We start from the raw sequence: 16483 nt of genomic DNA, 5'->3' as shown, positions 1-16483 counted from the left end.
CTTTCGGTGAAGGTGTCGGATCCGCGCATGCCGCATTGTCCTGCGCGCTACCGCTTGCGGATCAGGACACGCGGCAGGGACCTCGGTATTTCAGCAGCCTGTTAGTGGCAATTGCATGGGCAGCGGGCCTGCCGTTGCCACATGCACGATGGCGGGTTCGCCGGCCAGCTGGGTGGAAACCGGTGCACCGACCTGTCCCTCGATCAGCAGCACGTCGTTCGGGTCGGTCAGCCGCCAGCGGCCATCCGCAATTTCCAGGTTGAGCGCGCGGCCTCGCAGCGCGGCGGGCAACTCCAATCGCTCGACGACCACGCCGTGGCGGTGGCCGAGCGGCACGAAGCCCCAGGCCTTCGCCGCCCCCAGCTGGACGTCGGCTCCCACTTCGGCGATGACGGGCAAGAGCAGCGCCCGGGAGCGCAGCACTTCCATCTGCCCTTCTAGCGAGGGCGCTTCCTTGGGTCGGTCGGCCTTGTTCGCGTCAGCGCCGACCAGCGTCGGCACACGCGTTTGCGGTTCGAACTGGATCAAGGTGTCGGCCTTCCACACCGTGGCGGCAAGCCAGAAAAACGCCAGGCTGGCGACCAGCATGGTCATGAAGGCCACGGCGGCGTAAACACGGTGGCGCCACAGCGTGCGCCACAGTGCATGCACACCGAGCAGGTCACTGACTGGAAAGATGGCGGGCTTCGCGCGCGTGCTGCGGCGTTCGGTCGGAGCGTTTGGCGTGTTCACCGTGGCAAACCCCTAGTGGAGTCGTTCAAGCTCTCGCGCAACAGCGTGGCCGAAGGAACGATATTGGAAAGAAGGCGGCCCCAGCGCACGACCGGCGCAGTGTCGACGTAGACCACGTCGCGCGATTGCAGGTGGAACCGGTCGGCGAGGATCAAGGCATCGGGCGAGCGTGCGTCCAGGTGGTAGACCACGGGGCGGCCCCGTTGCTCGTCACGGATCACGTAGATCTGCGACGGGTTGGCCGATTCCGGATTGGGTCCACCGGCGTCCGCCAGTGCGTCGGCCAGCGTGAGCACGCCGCGCGGCATGAGCAAGCGCTGCGGCCGCAGCACTTCGCCGGCCACATAGACCCGCGCAGCGCGGCGCTCGGGCACGTTGACGACGTCCCCGTGGCGCAGGCGCAGATTGGCGCGCAGATCGCCGCGGTAGTACATGGCTTCGAGGTCGACGCGCGCGCGCTCCTGGCCGCGCGTCACGAGCACGGCGCTGAGGTCGGCATCATCGGTGACGCCACCGGCACGCCCGAGCACATCGGCCAGGTCGGGCGGCAAATCAGTCACGGGCTGCACGCCTGGCGAGCGGACCTGGCCGGACACGTAGACGCGCTGGCCGCGGTACTGCAACACCGACACATCCACTTTCGGCGCGCGAATGACAGACGACAGTCCGCGTTCGATCTGCGATCGGACCTGCTCCACCGTGCGGCCTGCTGCCTGCACATGGCCCGCATATGGGAAGTAGACGCGGCCATCGGCTGTGACAACGCGGCCCGAGAGTTCCTCGTCCGTTCCGCTCGGATTGGTGAGCTCCGGGTGTTCCCAGACGGTGACGCGCAAGACGTCGCCGGGTGCGATGAGGTATTCGTACGCCCCGGTGCCCGTGGCGAACTGACTCGGATTGGACGCGTCAATTGGCGGTGTCTGCGGGCGCATCTGCGCTGCAACGGTCGGCTCGTCGATGGCCCGAAACTCGATGCGCGTACGCGCGGCATCGGAATCAGCGTCCATTTGCATCCCTGGCGCGTGCGAACAACCGGAGATCGTATACAAAAGTGCAGGAAGAAGTGACCACCCGCATAGGCGGGCGCGCGACATGTGCCAGGACCTGCTCATTGGATGAACAGGCCGGTGCGATGGTGTGGCATGGGGGGTCGTCTAGAGAGAGTTTGACGGTTCGATGTGGGCGAATCCAGAAACTAGCGCAAATTTAAGTTCTGTATTCACGTATGCATTATCCATCACGTGCAAAATCCAGCCTGCCGCGCGCGCCACCCGTGCTGTGCGGCCACCGTGAAGTCCTGCATGAAGATTGCCCGTTACACCGTTCCCTCAGCCTCCATTTCCACCGCGCAGCGCGCGGCACTGTGGCTACCGTTCTTGTATTTGTTGCAAACACGACTGCACGGCGCCCGGCTGGTGCTCGGCTGGCTCGCGGGCTTCGTGGTGCCCGTTCTGGCGCTGTCGGTGGCGGGGCGTTCCGACGGCGTTGCGGCCTCGGTCGCGGTGACGGTGGCGTTTTGCATGCTGCTGGCCGTTTACGCGGCCTACGAAGTCGGGTATCTGGTCAACGACGTGCTGGTCACGACACGCGAGACGCACCCCACCCACCGCCTGCCGCAGGCGCCGCGCATGTGGTACGCCGAGCGCCTGGGCCGCGCTGCCGCTGCGCGTTTCGTCATGGGGGCAGCGGTACTGGGATGCGCGGCCGCAGCGGCGGGGAGCCTGCGGCCGATGGTGCTGCTGGGCTGGCTGGCCTTGTGGCCGGTGTTCGCGCTCTACAACCACTGGCGCGGGCGCGTGACGATCGTGATCTACCTGGTACTCAACGGCCTTCGCTTCGTGGTGCCCGTCTGGGCGGGTGCTGGAGCCGATCCCGTCCTGCCACCTTGGCCGGCGTGGTTGCTGCTGTACGCAGCACCCAACACCTACATCGCAGCCTGGAAGCCCCGTTACCGGCTGCAGTGGCTGGCGCAGCCGTTTGCTAGCGAGGCACAGTTCCGCTTCATCTGGCATGCCGCCGTGGCGGCCGTGGCCGTCGTTGTGGCAGTGCGCAGCGATGCGGCCGCCACCCTGCACTTTGCAGCCGTCGCCAGCTGGATCCTGTTGGTGCGACTGGTCGCGTTCACGCCGCATCGGCACGCGGCCTGAAGCACAGCAGCACGACGATGAGCGTGAGCCACCCTGTCAGCAGACCGGTGGCCATGGCGATCGGCCCGATCATGGCGCCGACGGAATCGACCCCGAGTACGACCACCAGTGCAGTGACCAGCACCGAGACACCCCACAGCATGGCGATCAAGGCCGGCCGGTTCAGGGTGGCCAGCGTGATCGTGACGACCTGGTTCACGAACAGCAGGACGCCCACCGCCATGGCCGCGACGAGGTAGGGCTGGCTCCCGAGGAATTGCGGACCGAACACGATGCGCAGCATCCAGGGGCCCAGCCACCACGCCCCCAGGACGCCCAGCAGCCCGATGGCGGCCATCGCCGCAGCACCCAGCAGCAGCGCGCGCATGGCAGCGCCTTCGCGGATGAGCCGATACAGGAAGGCGGTCGACATCGACAACGCGACGAGGGACGCCACCTGCACCCAGACATCCAGCAATTGCATGGCGACGGCGTACAGGCCGAAGTTGTCAGAGCTGAGGCGCTCGCCGAGTAGCAGCCGGTCCAGCCGCGTGTACAGGACGTGCAGCCAGGAGCCGACCATGAAGCGCGCCCCGAAGCGCAGGTACACCATGCTGCGGCGCTGCCGCACGTAGCGCGCGAAGCGGCGACCCGGCAACGCCCGACGCAGCTGGTGCCACTGGATGGCACTGTTGAGTGCCGCCTCCAGCACCCAGGTGGTGGCGAGCAGCCAGGGCGGGGCGCCGAGCGCCATGCCCGCTGCCAGCGCGATCAGCCGCACCAGCAGGCCGGTACTGCGCGCAACGACATTCGGCCGGTTGTGGTTACGGCTGTTCCAGTAGGCCGCGATGATCGCGAACGGCTCGATGAGCGGAACGGCGAGCAACATCACCAGTGTCACGTTGCGACGCATGGGGTCGGTGACCGTGGCGGCAGCAAAGATCGCCATCACCACCAATGACACCAGACTGGCGGCCATGCGCACGGTGAAGATATTGGCCAGTGCGCCCGCCATGGCCGCCTGCATGCTGCACAGCCGCGGGAGCACCGCCGTGGCGCTACAGACCAAACTCAGCCCCAGCGCGATCTGCAGCATCGCCAATGCATAAGAGAAGTGGCCAGCCCCTTGCGGGCCGAAGGCGCGTGCGATGAGCCCAAAGACCAGCAAGCCCGCGACCATGGCAAACGCCTTGTCGCCGAGCACCCAGCCCAGGTTGACGATGGTGGTGCGCCATGCGGGCTTGCTCACGCGGCATCCTCTGCTGGACCGGCCCGGCGCGTGGCTCGGCGCGCCCGGACACACGTGCCGACAGCGCAATGGGCCTGATCGACCGTTGGGTCGGGCATCGATCTCAAGCCTGCACCACGTGAAGTGCTGATGCAGCAAGACTGCCGGAGCTTCTGCACGCCGATACAAAACGTGATGATGAATACAATATTTGTTTATCGCATGTTTGCATGCGAACAAATGTAAACCACACTTTTTAGCTGGTGCGGCCGGTATTCGCCCTTTTCAGTACACAAAATGCCAATCAAGTCCATCGTCCACCACGTACTCGACAGGAAAAAAGCCGGTCTGTGCTTTCTCGTGGTCGCACTGCCCGCCTTGTTTTTCTATGCCATCTCGCTGGCGACCATGGTGGCCCATGGCTTCTCGGTCATGGACTCCTTGCGCGACCCGGCACAAACTAGGGACGAATCGAGCTTCCTGGGCTTTTTGTCCAACATCGGCACCTGGCTGTGGGTCAGTGCCACCGCCATCAGTGTGTTTACATGGCTCACGGGTGACTTCCAGGCCACCTCGCGGCGCAGGGAATTGGTGGTGCTGGTGGGTCTTCTGTCCATCATGCTGGCTGTGGACGACTTCTTCATGATCCACGACCGCTACATCAGCCAGCGGATCTGCTATCTGGCGTACGCGCTGTGCGCGGGTGCCATCCTCGTGCGCCACTACAGGCTCATCGCCGAGATCGATGGCCTGGCGTTCCTGCTGGCCGGCGCCATGCTCGCATCGTCCATCTTGGTGGACCTGTCCCAGCCCTGGATGCCGTCGGCCTACCTGCAGCTGCAGATCCTGGAGGAGGGCCTGAAATTCATGGGCGCCGCCATGTGGATGTACTTCGTCGGGCGCGTCGCATCCTTCCGCCCCTGACGGCGCGCCGCTCGCGGCATACGGCGCGCTGCACGATGGACAATCCCCTGGTCGAAACACCTTTGGTGGAGTGCCCTTGAACGATTCGGAACGCCATGCCGCCCTGTCGGGTGCGCTGCCTGCTGGCCTGCAGGCAGCGATCGTCGACCTGGACGGCACCATGGTCGACACCTTGGGTGATTTCAGCGCCACGCTGGACCGCATGCTCCAAGCGTTGGCGCTGCCGTCTCTGCCGGCATCCGCGGTGGTCGACATGGTCGGCAAAGGTTCGGAGCACCTGATCCGCAGCGTGCTGGCGCGCGTGGGCGCAGACCCGGCCCGCTACGACGCGGCATGGGACAGCTACCAGCACCACTACAGACTGGTCAACGGCCGGCATTCGCAGGTCTACCCCGGTGTGACAGACGGCCTGCATGCACTGCGAGCGCGCGGCATGGCATTGGCCTGCCTGACCAACAAGCCCACGGCCTTCGCGGTGGAGCTGCTGCGGCTCAAGGGGCTGGACGGGTTCTTCTCGCAGGTCTTCGGCGGCGACGCGTTCCCACGCAAGAAGCCTGACCCGCTGCCCCTGCTGGCGACCTGCGCCGCGCTGGGCACCGAGCCCGCACGCACGCTGATGCTCGGCGACTCCAGCAATGACGCGCAGGCCGCGCGCGCGGCCGGCTGCCCGGTCGTGCTGGTCACCTACGGCTACAACCATGGCCAGCCCGTGCGCGCCGTCGATGCCGACGGCTGGGTCGAGTCGCTGGTCGAGGTCGCCGCGCTGCTGTAGTCAGCTTCCTACCGCGCCTCGCAGGCGCGTCCCACAGTGCGCCACCACGGCTGGCTACCCATCCGCGCAGGGCGGGGCCCTAGGCTTGTTGCATCGCGATCAGCACACAGGGGCAGGCCATGGAATTCATCGTTTGGACGGTTGCCGGCGGCATCGGCGCCTTGGCGTTGTTGGCCATCGGCCGAGCCATCGACTGCTGCGTGGACGCTTGAGCCATGCCGCGCAGTAAAGAGACGACAAACGCCAAAAGCAAGACCAACGGCGCCGCGAGCGCCAAGCAGCAACAGATGCTGGCCCACACCGCGACCGATGCGCCGGTGTTGACGACCAACCAGGGCCTGCGCCTGGCCGACAACCACAACTCGCTCAAGGCCGGCGTGCGTGGCCCCACGCTGCTCGAAGACTTCATCCTGCGCGAGAAGATCACGCATTTCGACCATGAGCGCATTCCGGAGCGCGTGGTCCACGCGCGCGGCGCGGGTGCGCACGGCTACTTCCAGGCCTACAAGTCCCAGGCGACCTACACACGTGCCGCCTTCCTGCAGGACCCGGACGTGAAGACACCGGTGTTCGTGCGTTTCTCCACCGTAGCAGGCGCGCGCGGCTCGGCAGACACCGTGCGCGACGTACGCGGGTTCGCCGTCAAGTTCTACACGCCCGAGGGCAACTATGACCTGGTGGGCAACAACATCCCGGTGTTCTTCATCCAGGACGCGATGAAGTTCCCGGACCTCATCCACGCGGTCAAGCCCGAGCCGCACCACGAAATGCCGCAGGCCGCCAGCGCGCACGACACGTTCTGGGACTTCGCTTCGCTGATGCCCGAGACCACCCACATGCTGATGTGGGCCATGTCGGACCGCGCCATTCCACGCAGCTACCGGATGATGGAAGGCTTCGGGGTCCACACCTTTCGGCTCGTCAATTCGCGCGGCGACGCGGTGTTCGTCAAGTTCCATTGGAAGCCCAGGCTGGGCGTGCATGGCCTGGCCTGGGACGAAGCGCAGAAGATCGCCGGCAAGGACCCGGACTTTCACCGGCGCGACCTGTGGGAATCCATCGAACGCGGCGACTTTCCGGAATGGGAGCTGGGCCTGCAGATCCTGGACGAGGACAAGCAGCAGGCGCTGGGCTTCGACATCCTGGACCCGACCAAGTTGATTCCCGAGGAGATGGTGCCGGTGCAGCGCGTCGGCCGGCTCGTGCTCGACCGCAACCCCGACAACTTCTTCGCCGAAACAGAACAGGTGGCCTTCCACCCCGGCCACATCGTGCCCGGCATCGACTTCTCGAACGATCCGCTGCTGCAAGGCCGGCTGTTCTCGTACACCGACACGCAAATCTCGCGTCTGGGGGGTGCGAACTTCCACGAGCTGCCGATCAACCGCGCCGTCTGCCCGTTCCACAACTTCCAGCGCGACGGCATGCACCGCCAGACGGTGAACCGTGGCCGCACGGCCTACGAGCCCAACACGCTGGGCGGCGGCGATACGGAGTTTCGCGTCGACGGCGGCTCCCAGGGCTTCCAGGAGGTGCAGACGGCCATCGAGTCGCCGCGCATCCGCCGGCGCAGCCCGTCATTCGACGACCACTTCTCGCAGGCAGCGCTGTTCTGGCACAGCCAGAGCCAGTTCGAGAAGGAGCACATCATCGCGGCCTTCCGCTTCGAGCTCGGCAAGCTGGAGATGCCGGCGATCCGGCAACGCGTGGTCGACAACCTGGCCCATGTGGACCCGATGCTGGCCCGCAAGGTCGCTGCCCCACTGGGCATCGCGCCGCCCGACCCCAAGGCGGCGGCCGGGCGCGCCGGCTTTCGCGACGTGCGTGGCAAGCTGCCGATCGAGGAATCTGCCGCACTGCGCATGACCACCGAGCCGCTGCACGGCTCGCGCCCGATCGCCACGCGCCGGGTGGCCGTGCTGGTCGCCGACGGTGTCGAGACGCCAGGGCTCAAGCCCATCGTGCAGGCACTGGAGCAAGCAGGCGCGCGCTGTGTGGTCGTCAGCACGCAGCTCGGTTCGGTGGCCACGGTCACCGGCCGGCAGTTTGCCGTGGACCATGCCCTGGCGGCCATGCCCTCGGTGATGTTCGACGCGGTGCTGGTGGCAGGCGGCGAGCGCAGCGCCCAGGCGTTGGCTGGCTTGGGGGCTGCCGTGCATTTCGTGCTGGAGGCCTACAAGCACGGCAAGGCCATCTGCGCGCTGGGCGAGGGCGCGGTGCTGCTGCGGCTGCTGGACATCGCCGCCGGGGCCGATGTGCAGACGCTGGCCCGGCACCCGGGGGTCACCCTGGGCGCAGGCACGCCCGAGTCGGCGGAGGCTACCGCCAAGTCCTTCGTCGACGCCATTGCGCGCCACCGGCATTGGGACCGGCCGCTGGCGGACGCGGTCCCGGGCTGAACGCGCTCAGCGCTGCAGCATGCGGCGGATGGTGTCCGCCAGCTCCTCGGCCACGAACTTGCCCACATAAGCGTCGGCGCCGACGGACTTCACATGGCTCTCGTTGGTCGTGCCCGACAGCGAGGAATGGATCACCACCGGGATGGAGCGAAACCGCGGGTCCTGCTTGATCTTGCGCGTGAGCGTGAATCCGTCCATCTCCGGCATCTCCAGGTCGGTCAGCACCAGCGCCACCTTGGCCGAGGCGGGCTTGCCCTCGGCCTCGGCCTTGCCAGCCAGTTCCTGCAGGCGGTCCCAGGCCTCGCGGCCCGACTTGGTCATGATGAACGGCGCACCCATCGCCGACAGGCCTTGCTCGATCAGCGCGCGCGCAATCATCGAATCGTCGGCTGCCAGGATGACGGTGCCGGGCGGCAGCGTCACACGCGGGCCGATGTTCTGGCTGGTGATCTCCGGGTCGTTCGGCGGCATCACCGTGCGCAGGATCTGCTCCACGTCCAGCACCTGGGCCAGCCGCGTGTTGTGCACGTCGCCGTCCAGCCGCGCGATGCTGGTGATCAGGCCGCCAGCCGAGGTGCTGGCCTCGGCCGACAGCACCTGGTTCCAGTCCAGCCGCACGATCTCGTCCACCTCCTCGACCGCGAAGGCCTGGGTGGTGCGCGCGTACTCGGTGACCAGCAGGATGTTCAGCCCGGTCTTGGGCACGCAGCCCACCGCGGCCGGCAGGTTGATGACCGGGATCACCTGGCCGCGGATGTTGGTCACGCCCATCATGTGGGCCGTGGAGTTCGCCACCGCCGTCACGGTGGGCATGACCATGATCTCGCGCACCTTGAACACGTTGATGCCGAACAGCTCGCGGTGTTCGGAGTTCGGCGTCACGCCAAGGCGGAACAGCAATAGCTCGAACTTGTTGCTGGTGGTGAGGTTGGTGCGCTCGTCGACCTCTTTTTGTACGGTGCTCATAGCGAATATCCTGTTGAACCCGTTTCTGGGATGAAACAATTGTGGGCGCTGGCGGCCTGGCCGGTCAACCGGCATGGGCCGACTGGTCGCTGTGCGGCGCTGAACGGCAAACCTGTTTGCTACACTCGCCGCCCATGTCCGCTCACAGCACCACGACATCAGGCGCAGGCCGAGGAGCCTGGCCCTGGCGTAAGCCAACGACAAGCCGCACCTGAAGCACGGCCCTCGCCGTGCGCTCGCGCCCTTCCGCATGTCATCGCGGCCAGGGCAGGTTGGAACGAAGGCAGCCCCGCGCTGCCGCCAGGGTAACAAGACACCCGGCGCCATCTTCGAAAGCACGCTGTGATCACTGAACTCGAATTCAAGAGCCTGTCCAAGGACGGCTACAACCGCATCCCCATGATCGTCGAGGCCTTCGCCGATCTGGAAACCCCGCTCTCGCTGTACCTCAAGCTCGCGCATTCGCAGGGCGGCGGCAAGCTGAGCTTTCTGCTCGAATCCGTCGTCGGCGGCGAGCGCTTCGGCCGTTACAGCTTCATCGGCCTGCCGGCGCGCACGCTGCTGCGGGCCAGCGGCTTCGGCGCCAACGCGCGCACCGAGGTGGTGACCGACGGCCAGGTCGTGGAGACCGCCGAGGGCAACCCGCTGGACTTCATCGAGACCTACCAGAAGCGCTTCAAAGTCGCGCTGCGGCCCGGCCTGCCGCGCTTTTGCGGCGGGCTGGCCGGCTACTTCGGCTACGACGCCGTGCGTTACATCGAGAAGAAGCTGGAAAACAGTTGCCCACCGGACGAGCTGGGCTGCCCCGACATCCTGCTGCTGCAGTGCGAGGAGCTGGCCGTCATCGACAACCTGTCGGGCAAGCTCTACCTCATCGTCTATGCGGACCCCAAGCAGCCCGAGGCCTATGCCAACGCCAAGCGCCGGCTGCGCGAGCTCAAGGACAAGCTGCGCTACTCGGTCAGCGCGCCGCAAGTGAAGGCCACGCAGGCGCACCCGGCCGAGCGGCCGTTCGCCAAGGCGGCCTACATCGCCGCCGTGGAAAGCGCCAAGGAGATGATCGCCGCGGGCGACTTCATGCAGGTGCAGGTGGGCCAGCGCATCAGCAAGCGCTACACCGAGTCGCCGCTGTCCCTGTACCGCGCGCTGCGTTCACTGAACCCCAGCCCCTACATGTACTACTACGACATGGGCGACCACCATGTCGTGGGCGCCTCGCCCGAGATCCTGGTGCGCCAGGAGAACGTCGGCAACGGCGAGCAAAAGATCACCATCCGCCCGCTGGCCGGCACGCGGCCGCGCGGCGCCTCGGTCGAGCAGGACAAGGCGGCCGAGGTCGAGCTCGTCAACGACCCCAAGGAGCGCGCCGAGCACGTGATGCTGATCGACCTGGCGCGTAACGACATCGGCCGTATCGCCAAGACCGGCACCGTCAAGGTGACCGAGGCTTTCGCGGTGGAGCGCTACAGCCACGTGATGCACATCGTCAGCAACGTCGAGGGCCTGTTGAAAGACGGCATGACGGCCATCGACGTGCTGAAGGCCACCTTCCCGGCCGGCACGCTGACGGGGGCGCCCAAGGTGCATGCCATGGAACTCATCGACAAGCTGGAGCCGACCAAGCGCGGCCTGTACGGCGGCGCCTGCGGCTACATCAGCTACGCGGGCGACATGGACGTGGCCATTGCCATCCGCACCGGTGTGATCAAGGACCAGACGCTACATGTGCAGGCGGCGGCGGGTGTGGTCGCCGACTCCGTGCCCGAGCTGGAATGGAAGGAGACGGAGGCCAAGGCGCGGGCCTTGTTGCGTGCTGCTGAATTGGTCGAAGAAGGTCTGGAGTAATCGTCATGGCGCAGAAACTCTTGATGATCGACAACTACGACAGCTTCACCTTCAACCTGGTGCAGTACTTCGGCGAGTTGGGGGCGGATGTCGAGGTCTTCCGCAACGACGAGATCGACGTGGCCGGCGTGGCGGCGCGCCAGCCCGACCTGCTGGTGGTCTCGCCCGGCCCCTGCTCGCCGGCCGAGGCCGGCATCTCGGTCGAGGCGATCCGGCACTTCGCGGGCAAGCTGCCCATCCTGGGCGTGTGCCTGGGCCACCAGAGCATCGGCGCGGCCTTCGGCGGCAAGATCGTGCGCGCGCAGCAGCTCATGCACGGCAAGACCAGCGTGATCACGACCACGCGCGAGGGCGTGTTCGCCGACCTGCCCGAGCAGTTCACGGTCAACCGCTACCACTCGCTGGCCATCGAGCCGGGCAACTGCCCGGCGGTGCTGGCCGTGACCGCGCGCACCGACGACGGCGAGATCATGGGCGTGCGGCACAAGGAGCTGCCGATCCAGGGCGTGCAGTTCCACCCCGAGTCCATCCTGACCGAGCATGGGCACGCGATGCTGCGCAACTTCCTGGAGCAGAAGTGATGGCGGTCGTCGACCTGCGCAGCGACACGGTCACGCGTCCTACGCAGGCCATGCGTGAAGCCATGCTGGCCGCGCCGCTCGGCGACGACGTGTTCGGCGACGACCCCAGCGTGCGCGCGCTGCAGGAACGCATCGCCGGCCTGCTGGGCTTCGAGGCCGCACTGTTCGTGCCCAGCGGCACGCAGAGCAACCTGTGCGCCATCCTCGCGCATTGCCAACGCGGCGACGAATACATCGTGGGCCAGATGCAGCACTGCTACCGCTGGGAGGCCGGCGGCGCTGCCGTGCTGGGCAGCGTGCAGCCGCAGCCGATCGCCCACGCGGCGGACGGCACGTTGCCGCTGGCCGACATCGAGGCCGCCATCAAGCCCGACGACGCGCACTTCGCGCGTACGCGACTGCTGGCGCTGGAGAACACGCTGGGTGGGCAGCTGCTGCCGTTCGACTACGTGCAGGCCGCAACCAAGCTGGCCGCCGACAAGGGCCTGGCCCGGCACCTGGATGGCGCGCGGCTGTTCAACGCCGCCACCGCGCAGGGTTCCGATCCGTACGCCGAAGCGAAACGCATCGCCCGGTGCTTCGACAGCGTCTCGGTCTGCTTCAGCAAGGGCCTGGGCGCGCCCATCGGCTCGGCCCTGTGCGGCTCGCGAGAGTTCATCGCCCGCGCGCACCGCATCCGCAAGATGGCCGGGGGCGGCATGCGCCAGGCCGGCCTGCTGGCCGCCGCGGCGCACCACGCGCTGGACCACCATGTGACGCGGCTGGCCGACGACCACGCGCTGGCGCGTCGCCTGGCGGACGGACTGGCCGGCATTCCCGGCGTGGTGCCACAGGCGCCGCACAGCAACATCGTGTTCGCGCAACTGACGGGCGCGGCGCGCGAACGCAGTGCCGGCTTGCTGCCCTGGCTGGCCGAGCGCGGCATCCTGGCCACTGGCCTGTACCAGCTGCGCTTCGTGACGCACCTGGACGTGGACGCGGCCGGAGTGGACCGGGCCGTCGCGGCCGTGCGCGAGTACTTCGCCTGAGGCCGAGGCCATGCCCGAACTCCACCAACTGCTGCTGTTCATCGCGGTCGGCTGGCTGCTGAACCTGACGCCGGGGCCGGACGTGCTCTACATCGTGAGCCATGCCTTGCGCAGCGGCGGGCGCGCCGGCATCGTGGCCGGCTTGGGCATCACGGCCGGTTGCTTCGTGCACATCGCCGCAGCGGCCATCGGAGTGGGCGCCTTGCTGGCCGCATCCGCTGCCGCGTTCAACGTGCTGAAGTGGCTGGGCGCGGCCTACCTGCTCTACACCGGGCTGCGGCTGCTGTTCGCGCGTTTGGGTGGCAGCCGGCTGGCGCAGGCGGCCGAGCGAGTTGGAAATGAAGAGTCGGGCGACCTGCGCCGCGTGTTTGTCGGCGGCTTCTGGACCAATGTGCTGAACCCCAAGGTCGCGCTGTTCTTCCTGGCCTTCGTGCCGCAGTTCATCGCACCGGGCACCGGTGACACAGCGCTGGTGTTCGTGCTGCTGGGCGTGCTGTTCAACCTGAACGCCATCCCCGTCAACATCGGCTGGGCGCTGGCCGCGGCCTGGATGGCGCGCCGCGTGGGCGCCGTGCAGCGCGGCATGCAGGGGCTGGACCGCGCAGCCGGCGTGCTGTTCATCGGCTTCGGGCTGCGGCTCGCGTTGACCGACGGGCCGACGGCCCGCCCCTGAATTCCCCACAAGGAGACCTGAATGATCACCCCCCAGGAAGCGCTGCAACGCGCGATCGAGCACCGCGAGATCTTCCACGACGAGATGCTGCACATCGTGCGCCTGATCATGCGCGGCGAATGCTCGCCCGTCATGATGGCTGCGCTGATCACCGGCCTGCGCGTGAAGAAGGAAACCATTGGCGAGATCACCGCCGCGGCCCAGGTCATGCGCGAGTTCTCCACCAAGGTCCACGTGGCCGACACGCGGTACCTGGTCGACATCGTCGGCACCGGCGGCGATGGCTCGCACACCTTCAACATCTCGACCTGCTCGATGTTCGTCGCGGCGGCGGCCGGCGCCAAGGTCAGCAAGCATGGCGGGCGCAGCGTGTCCAGCAAGTCCGGCAGCGCCGATGTGCTGGAGGCGCTGGGCATCAACATCCAGCTCGCGCCCGAGCAGATCGCGCGCTGCATCGAAGAGGTCGGCATCGGCTTCATGTTCGCGCCCAACCACCACCCGGCCATGAAGAACGTGGCGCCCGTGCGCAAGGAACTGGGCGTGCGCACCATCTTCAACATCCTGGGACCGCTGACGAACCCGGCCTCGGCGCCCAACATCCTGATGGGCGTGTTCCACCCCGACCTGGTCGGCATCCAGGTGCGCGCGCTGCAGCGCCTGGGCGCCGAGCATGCGCTGGTGGTTTACGGCAAGGACGGCATGGACGAGGTCAGCCTGGGCGCGGCCACGCTGGTCGGCGAGCTCAAGGACGGCGAAGTGCGCGAGTACGAGATCCATCCCGAGGACTTCGGCTTGGCCATGGTCAGCAACCGAGCCTTGCGCGTGGAGACGCCCGAGCAGTCGCAGGCCATGCTGGTCGGCGTGCTGGACGGCCAGCCCGGCGCAGCGCGCGACATCGTGCTGCTGAACGCTGGCGCGGCGCTGTATGCCGCCAACGTGTCGGCCTCCATCGAAGACGGCATCGCCGCCGCGCGCCAGGCCGTCGACGCCGGTGCCGCCAAGGCCAGCCTGACGAAGTTCGTCGCCCTGACCCAATCCTTCGCCAAGTGAGCACCGGCATGTCCGAAGACATCCTGAAGAAGATCGCTGGCGTCAAGCACGAGGAAGTGGCGGCAGCACGCAAGCGCAAGCCCCTGGCCGAGGTGCGCGAAGACGCCGAGTCGCGTGTGCTGACGCGCGACTTCCTGGGCGCCATGCGCGCCAAGATTACCGCCGGCCAGCCCGCCGTGATCGCCGAGATCAAGAAGGCCAGTCCGTCCAAGGGGGTGCTGCGCCCCGATTTCATCCCGGCCGACATTGCGCAGAGCTATGCTGAGTTCGGCGCGGCCTGCCTGTCGGTGCTGACGGACAAGCAGTTCTTCCAGGGCAGCGTGGACTACCTGAAGCAGGCGCGCGCGTCCTGCCAGCTACCGGTGCTGCGCAAGGACTTCATGGTCGATGCGTACCAGATCTACGAGTCGCGCGTGATGGGCGCCGATGCCGTGCTGCTGATCGCCGCCATCCTGGACGACGCGCAGATGGCCGAGTTCGAGGCCATCGCGCGCCAGCTCGACATGGCGGTGCTGGTCGAGGTGCACGATGCCGCCGAGCTGGAGCGCGCGCTCAAGCTCAAGACACCGCTGGTCGGCATCAACAACCGCAACCTGCGGACCTTCGAGGTGTCGCTGCAGACCACGCTGGGCCTGCGCAAGAGCGTGCCGGCGGACCGCATCCTGGTGACCGAGAGCGGCATTCTGGCCAGCGCCGACGTGCGACGCATGCGCGATGCCGACGTGCACGCGTTCCTGGTCGGCGAGGCCTTCATGCGCGCGCCCGAGCCGGGCGAGGCGCTGGCTGAGTTGTTCGGCGCATGACGGCTCTGGGCCCGGTCGCGGACGACTGGAAGCCGGTCGTCGATGGCTTCCTGGCCGGCGCCGTCGGGCAGAAGCTGCAGGCCTTGCTGGTTGCGCGGCATGCGGCAGGCGCCACCATCTACCCGCCCGAGCCCCTGCGCGCGCTGAGGCTCACGCCGCTGCACGCGGTGCGCGCCGTGATCCTGGGGCAGGACCCGTACCACGGCACCGGCCAGGCCGAAGGGCTGGCGTTCTCCGTCGCGCCGGGCGTGCGCCCGCCGCCCTCGCTGCGCAACATCTTCAAGGAGCTGCAGCGCGACCTGGGCCAGCCGCTGCCGGCCAGTGGCTCGCTGCTGCCCTGGGCCGAGCGCGGCGTGCTGCTGCTCAACACCAGCCTCACGGTGGAGGAGGGCCGGCCCGCCAGCCACGCCAAACAAGGCTGGGAAAGCCTGACCGACGCCCTGATCGCGCATGTCGCCGCCCATGCCTCGCCCTGCGCCTACCTGCTGTGGGGCGCCCACGCGCAGGCCAAGGCACCGCTGATCGCGCGCACGGCCCAGGACCAGGGCCGGCAGGCGCTGGTGCTGCAGGCCAACCATCCGTCGCCGCTGGCGGCGCTGCGCCCACCCGTGCCTTTCATCGGCTGCGGCCACTTCGGCCAAGCACAGCGCTGGTTGGCAGGGCAGGGCCAGGACCTGGACTGGCGGCTGCCGGCCGCCATTTGATGGCTTCGTGCCACAAAGCTATGCTATAGTCCCGGGTTCGCTGGAGAGGTGGCCGAGTGGTTAATGGCAGCAGACTGTAAATCTGCCCTCTTACGAGTACGCTGGTTCGAATCCAGCCCTCTCCACCAGTGGTATATGAGCTTGTCAGATCGATCGAGTTTCGGGCGGCGTTGAGAGCAACGCGTTGCCGCCGGCCCTCGGGGTTGGCGGTCGATGCGGGAGTAGTTCAATGGTAGAACCCTAGCCTTCCAAGCTAATGACGCGGGTTCGATTCCCGTCTCCCGCTCCAGGAGCGATGCGATCGATGGATGGGTTTGAGCGTGGTGCGGCGCTGCCGGGCGTCCGGTTCGTGCCACGTTGTGATGGTTAAAGCGCCCTTTTGGCTCAGTGGTAGAGCACTCCCTTGGTAAGGGAGAGGTCGCGGGTCCGATTCCCGCAAAGGGCACCAAGTTCCTGGCATGCGCGATCAGCGCGGCGGGCTTCCTGGTTGGTTGTTAGGTATCTTTTTCGGAGTCGAAAAAATGGCAAAAGAGAAATTCGCACGGACCAAGCCGCACGTGAACGTTGGCACCATCGGTCACGTGGACCACGGCAAGACCACGCTGACGGCGGCCATCACCACCGTGCTGGCAGCCAAGTTCGGCGGCTCGGC

The 16483-nt window shown here is 67.2% G+C and carries 16 protein-coding genes and 3 tRNA genes; 15 read left to right on the top strand and 4 right to left on the bottom strand.

Annotation, left to right across the window (positions count from 1 at the left end; all coding sequences use genetic code 11):
• Nucleotides 1–90: 90 nt before the first annotated feature.
• Together ASF43_RS16930 and ASF43_RS16925 are read right to left on the bottom strand one after the other, a co-directional pair.
• Entirely contained in the window at nucleotides 91–732 is a 642-nt protein-coding gene (locus ASF43_RS16930; RefSeq protein ID WP_056183564.1) for a Wzz/FepE/Etk N-terminal domain-containing protein, read from the bottom strand.
• Nucleotides 729–1781 (bottom strand): polysaccharide biosynthesis/export family protein, encoded by a 1053-nt coding sequence (locus tag ASF43_RS16925; RefSeq protein ID WP_162241819.1) that lies wholly within the window; start codon nucleotides 1779–1781, stop codon nucleotides 729–731. Before ASF43_RS16925 ends, ASF43_RS16930 begins: the two co-directional genes overlap by 4 nt.
• Before the next feature lie 252 nt (nucleotides 1782–2033).
• Between ASF43_RS16925 and ASF43_RS16920 the strand changes: the two genes are divergently transcribed.
• Nucleotides 2034–2879: a hypothetical protein gene (locus ASF43_RS16920; protein WP_156373360.1), complete on the top strand. Its 846-nt coding sequence runs from the start codon at nucleotides 2034–2036 to the stop codon at nucleotides 2877–2879.
• On the opposite strand, the gene ASF43_RS16915 is transcribed toward ASF43_RS16920, so the two are convergent.
• Nucleotides 2854–4245: a lipopolysaccharide biosynthesis protein gene (locus ASF43_RS16915; protein ID WP_156373359.1), complete on the bottom strand. Its 1392-nt coding sequence runs from the start codon at nucleotides 4243–4245 to the stop codon at nucleotides 2854–2856. The genes ASF43_RS16920 and ASF43_RS16915 overlap by 26 nt on opposite strands.
• A 138-nt stretch (nucleotides 4246–4383) precedes the next feature.
• Between ASF43_RS16915 and ASF43_RS16910 the strand changes: the two genes are divergently transcribed.
• From ASF43_RS16910 to ASF43_RS16900, 3 genes are all read left to right on the top strand, one after another.
• Complete coding sequence (locus tag ASF43_RS16910; RefSeq protein ID WP_056183557.1) at nucleotides 4384–5010, top strand: hypothetical protein; 627 nt, start codon at nucleotides 4384–4386, stop codon at nucleotides 5008–5010.
• Nucleotides 5011–5086: 76 nt separating this feature from the next.
• On the top strand, nucleotides 5087–5782 hold the full coding sequence (gene gph, locus ASF43_RS16905) for a phosphoglycolate phosphatase (protein ID WP_255358123.1): 696 nt from the start codon (nucleotides 5087–5089) through the stop codon (nucleotides 5780–5782).
• A 215-nt stretch (nucleotides 5783–5997) separates the two neighbouring features.
• Nucleotides 5998–8181: a catalase gene (locus ASF43_RS16900; RefSeq protein WP_056183554.1), complete on the top strand. Its 2184-nt coding sequence runs from the start codon at nucleotides 5998–6000 to the stop codon at nucleotides 8179–8181.
• A 6-nt stretch (nucleotides 8182–8187) separates the two neighbouring features.
• Here ASF43_RS16900 and ASF43_RS16895 read toward each other — a convergent pair whose 3' ends face one another.
• Nucleotides 8188–9147, bottom strand: coding sequence for a chemotaxis protein (locus tag ASF43_RS16895; RefSeq protein ID WP_056183552.1), 960 nt, complete (start codon nucleotides 9145–9147; stop codon nucleotides 8188–8190).
• A gap of 342 nt (nucleotides 9148–9489) precedes the next feature.
• On the opposite strand from ASF43_RS16895, the gene trpE reads away from it, so the two are divergent.
• From trpE to ASF43_RS16840, 11 genes are all read left to right on the top strand, one after another.
• Nucleotides 9490–10992, top strand: coding sequence for an anthranilate synthase component I (gene trpE, locus ASF43_RS16890; RefSeq protein WP_056183550.1), 1503 nt, complete (start codon nucleotides 9490–9492; stop codon nucleotides 10990–10992).
• Between the two features lie 5 nt (nucleotides 10993–10997).
• A complete protein-coding gene (locus tag ASF43_RS16885; protein WP_235578279.1) occupies nucleotides 10998–11573 on the top strand; it encodes an aminodeoxychorismate/anthranilate synthase component II in 576 nt (191 codons plus the stop codon).
• Nucleotides 11573–12601, top strand: coding sequence for a low-specificity L-threonine aldolase (gene ltaE / locus ASF43_RS16880; protein ID WP_056183547.1), 1029 nt, complete (start codon nucleotides 11573–11575; stop codon nucleotides 12599–12601). The genes ASF43_RS16885 and ltaE overlap by 1 nt, the downstream gene beginning before the upstream one ends.
• A gap of 10 nt (nucleotides 12602–12611) precedes the next feature.
• Entirely contained in the window at nucleotides 12612–13274 is a 663-nt protein-coding gene (locus ASF43_RS16875) for a LysE family translocator (protein WP_056183545.1), read from the top strand.
• 21 nt (nucleotides 13275–13295) lie between these two features.
• The gene (gene trpD, locus ASF43_RS16870) at nucleotides 13296–14324 is read left to right on the top strand and encodes an anthranilate phosphoribosyltransferase (protein ID WP_056183543.1); all 1029 of its coding nucleotides are present in this window, start codon (nucleotides 13296–13298) and stop codon (nucleotides 14322–14324) included.
• A gap of 8 nt (nucleotides 14325–14332) precedes the next feature.
• The gene (gene trpC, locus ASF43_RS16865; protein WP_056183566.1) at nucleotides 14333–15127 is read left to right on the top strand and encodes an indole-3-glycerol phosphate synthase TrpC; all 795 of its coding nucleotides are present in this window, start codon (nucleotides 14333–14335) and stop codon (nucleotides 15125–15127) included.
• A complete protein-coding gene (locus ASF43_RS16860; RefSeq protein WP_056183541.1) occupies nucleotides 15124–15831 on the top strand; it encodes a uracil-DNA glycosylase in 708 nt (235 codons plus the stop codon). The genes trpC and ASF43_RS16860 overlap by 4 nt, the downstream gene beginning before the upstream one ends.
• 42 nt (nucleotides 15832–15873) lie before the next feature.
• Nucleotides 15874–15959: transfer RNA gene (locus tag ASF43_RS16855), tRNA-Tyr, on the top strand.
• 87 nt (nucleotides 15960–16046) lie between these two features.
• Nucleotides 16047–16120: transfer RNA gene (locus ASF43_RS16850), tRNA-Gly, on the top strand.
• 84 nt (nucleotides 16121–16204) lie between these two features.
• Nucleotides 16205–16279, top strand: a tRNA-Thr gene (locus tag ASF43_RS16845).
• A 73-nt stretch (nucleotides 16280–16352) separates the two neighbouring features.
• On the top strand, nucleotides 16353–16483 hold a 131-nt coding region (locus ASF43_RS16840), incomplete at its 3' end, for a GTP-binding protein (protein ID WP_235578280.1).

This window comes from Pseudorhodoferax sp. Leaf267 (genome assembly GCF_001422405.1).
Lineage (GTDB): Bacteria > Pseudomonadota > Gammaproteobacteria > Burkholderiales > Burkholderiaceae_C > Pseudorhodoferax.
Note: the sequence above shows the minus strand (reverse complement) of the source record. Positions and strands in the feature narration are given on the sequence as shown.